This is a genomic window from Rhodopila globiformis, from assembly GCF_002937115.1.
In the GTDB taxonomy this organism is placed as follows: Bacteria; Pseudomonadota; Alphaproteobacteria; order Acetobacterales; family Acetobacteraceae; genus Rhodopila; species Rhodopila globiformis.
In genome coordinates, this window is record NZ_NHRY01000166.1 from 1 (window position 1) to 2,833 (window position 2,833).

Here is a 2,833-nt window from a genome sequence, read left to right on the forward strand (position 1 = left end):
CGTTCTCCGATGCCCTCGCCCTCATCCGGCGGCGGCTGTGGGCGGACGAGGCGGTGCGCCCGATTCTGTGGCGGGATGATTATCCGACTTGGCGGTCGCGACCGCGAACTGCGGAAAAGCCGAGGCCTATCAGTGAACGGTTGGCAGAGCTTATGGCCTATGCCGCCTGACAGGCATCGAAACCGCCAAAGTCCAGATAACGCTTGGCACCGTAAATCGTATGGTGGTTGCGCCGTCCGCCTTTGGGCCGCGGACAACGATAGGTTCGCAAATGGCGTGAGAAGGTCGACAAATCGATGTCGGCCAATGTTCCGCCTTGTTCCAGCGTGAAGTGTCCGACATGCGCCGCCGTACGCAAATAGTGCACCGCGATCGATGGCTCGTAGCCGCTGAACTCCAAAGAGCGAGCGAAGCCATCCATGTACGGTCCACTGGGACCGGCACGCAGGTGTGCAACCATTTTAGGCGATCCGAAATACATCTCCAAAATCGTCTCCTTCCGGTCATTGGCCATTGACAGCCAAACCAACCGTAGCGCTGAGGAAGGTCCGGACTTATGGGGACAAGATGATGATGCGAACCGGCGCCATCGGCGCTCAAGACAGCCGGAATTCAATGAGGAGCCGCCGCTGACTCCCCATTACTGAATTTGCCCATAACACAGGAATGGAACGAGAACACCGCGCTGTCGCACGCCTCGCAGTGCCACACCTAAACCGCGTCTACTTTGAGAACCGTAGCTTCTCCTCCTCAGGATCAAGATGATCCTTGACCCACAGCCGATCGGCAACGGCGCAGGGATCGGCATCGACGTCGGCCTTGAAGGCGGCGACGCGGCGGATCAGGTCCTCGACCGTGGCATGGCAGTGATGGTAGGTGACGTCCTCGCGCAGCCAGCGCCACAGCGGCTCGACCGCCATCAGGTCGGGGCTGTAGCTGGGTAGCGGCACCAGATGGATGCCCAGGCTGCCAGCGGCGGACCAGACCGTCTTGGCGCGATGATAGGGCGCGCCATCCCAGAGCAGGATCAGTTTGCCGGTCGGAATTTCGGCGCGCAACCGGTGCTGAGCACGATCACGCTGTTTGATGGGCCGAAGATCACGGCAATTGATGTGCTTCCCGCTTCCGCTTCCCGCCTGCTGTAGGGAGCCTGGGAAGCGGAAGTGGGAAGTAGCTGTCGTGCGGTGTGGTTGAATGGACGCGGGCCTATGGCGTTTCACCCGGTATTCGGGAACGTGGCCGTTGAGATTGACGGTCAGCCGCTGACGAGGCGGTAACCGTCTGCGGATTTGGCAATGGTGCCGGCCGCGGTCATGGCGGCGAGACGCTCGTAGAGGGTGGTGGTGCGGACGCGGCAGATGGCGCGCAGATCGGCGAACGGCCGGGGTTCTTCGCCCTCGGCCAGGGCTGCGACGATGCGCTGATCAAGCGAAGCTGGCGCCACGCCGCGCTCCGGCAGGCGGTCGACGCCGGCCGGTTCGAGGGCGAGGGCGTTGTCGCGCTGGATCAGTTCGAGAGCGATCCCGGGCATGGCGGAGGCGGCGCGATGCTCGACGGTCAGGATGATGCGGTCGTTGCCGTCGCGCCGCAGATAGAGATTGGAGTCGCCCCAGGCGTGGAACTCCGACGATCCGCGCAAGGCCTGGCCGGCGCGGATGTTGCCTGCGCCTTTCTTGGCATGATGGACGACGGCGACGGCGAGCGCGTGGCGGCGCTGGAGTTCGCGCAGGAAGGTGAGCAGCGGCGCGACCTCGCCGCTGTTGTTTTCGTCGATGCGATGCAGCCGGACGAACGGATCGAGGACGAGCAGCCGCGGCTTCAGCGTGGCCACGGTCTCGTCGAGGCTGGCGCGATCGGCCGCGAGATCGAGGCGCAGGCTCGGGGCGGTGATCACCTGAACGTCGAGATCGGCGATGGCGATTGCCGCGGCGGCGCAGATGCCCTCGAGGCGGCGACGAACGATGTGCAGGGCGTCCTCCGCCGCGTAGAGCAGGACGCGGCCGGGACGCGGCACCGGGAAGCGGCGCAGGCACGGAGTGGCGGTTGCGACGGCGACGGCCAGGTCGAGGGCGAGGAAGGATTTGCAGCACTTGGGCTCGCCGCCGATGATGCCGACGGCTTCCTCGGCCCACAGCCCGCTGACCAGCCAGTGCTGCTGCTCGGCGCGCGCGGCGAGGCGATGGGCCGGCTGGACGGGAAGCTGTGTCATCGCCGGCGGCTGGCGGCGTCTTTGGTCTTGCTGACTGTGGTGGCGGCGTAGGTTTCGAAGTACAGCGTCTCGTCGATCTGCCGCGCCTCGCGCTGGCTGGCGGCGGCCAGCAACTCGTCGGCCAGGATCATGAGGCTGCGCAGATTACCCTGGGCGTGATCGCACAGCGTGGCGATCACTTCCGCCGTCATCAGGGTCGGAGCGCCGGCCTGCTGCAGGGCGTGCCGCAGGCAATCCTGGAGGTCCTGCGGGGGTGCGCGTTCGATCGCCAGACGCACCCGCATGCGGCTGCCGAGGGGGAGGCATTCATCGGAGCGCAGACGCTCGGCGAGGCGGCCGTCGCCGGCCAGCACGACGGTCAGCAGGATCTGGGAATCGAGCTCGGCGGAGACCAGCAGGCGCAACTCGGCGAGCACGGCGGGCTGCATCTCCTGCGCCTCGTCGACCAGAAGCACCGGCCTGGACAGGGTATTCTGGATGTGTGCCTGCCAGCGCCGGCGCAGGATCTTGGCCCCGCCCCAACGGTTGTGCGGACGCAGCTCGACGCCGAAGAGTTCGCCCATCTCGCGGTAGAAGTCGGCGATGTTGGCTTGCGGGCGGCTGATCACCCCGACGGTGACGTCG

4 protein-coding genes are annotated in these 2,833 nt (G+C 65.9%); all 4 read right to left on the minus strand.

The genetic code is table 11. The features are described from left to right. Window positions 1-157: 157 nt before the first annotated feature. Complete coding sequence (locus tag CCS01_RS15855) at window positions 158-514, minus strand: hypothetical protein (RefSeq protein ID WP_146101792.1); 357 nt, start codon at window positions 512-514, stop codon at window positions 158-160. Between the two features lie 208 nt (window positions 515-722). Further along, complete coding sequence (locus CCS01_RS33760) at window positions 723-1,058, minus strand: transposase (protein ID WP_158258421.1); 336 nt, start codon at window positions 1,056-1,058, stop codon at window positions 723-725. A 197-nt stretch (window positions 1,059-1,255) separates the two neighbouring features. Continuing rightward, on the minus strand, window positions 1,256-2,209 hold the full coding sequence (locus CCS01_RS15865; protein WP_104519766.1) for an AAA family ATPase: 954 nt from the start codon (window positions 2,207-2,209) through the stop codon (window positions 1,256-1,258). After that, window positions 2,206-2,833, minus strand: a 628-nt coding sequence (locus CCS01_RS15870; RefSeq protein ID WP_104519767.1) for an ExeA family protein, incomplete at its 5' end; no start/stop codon positions are given. The genes CCS01_RS15865 and CCS01_RS15870, both read right to left, overlap by 4 nt.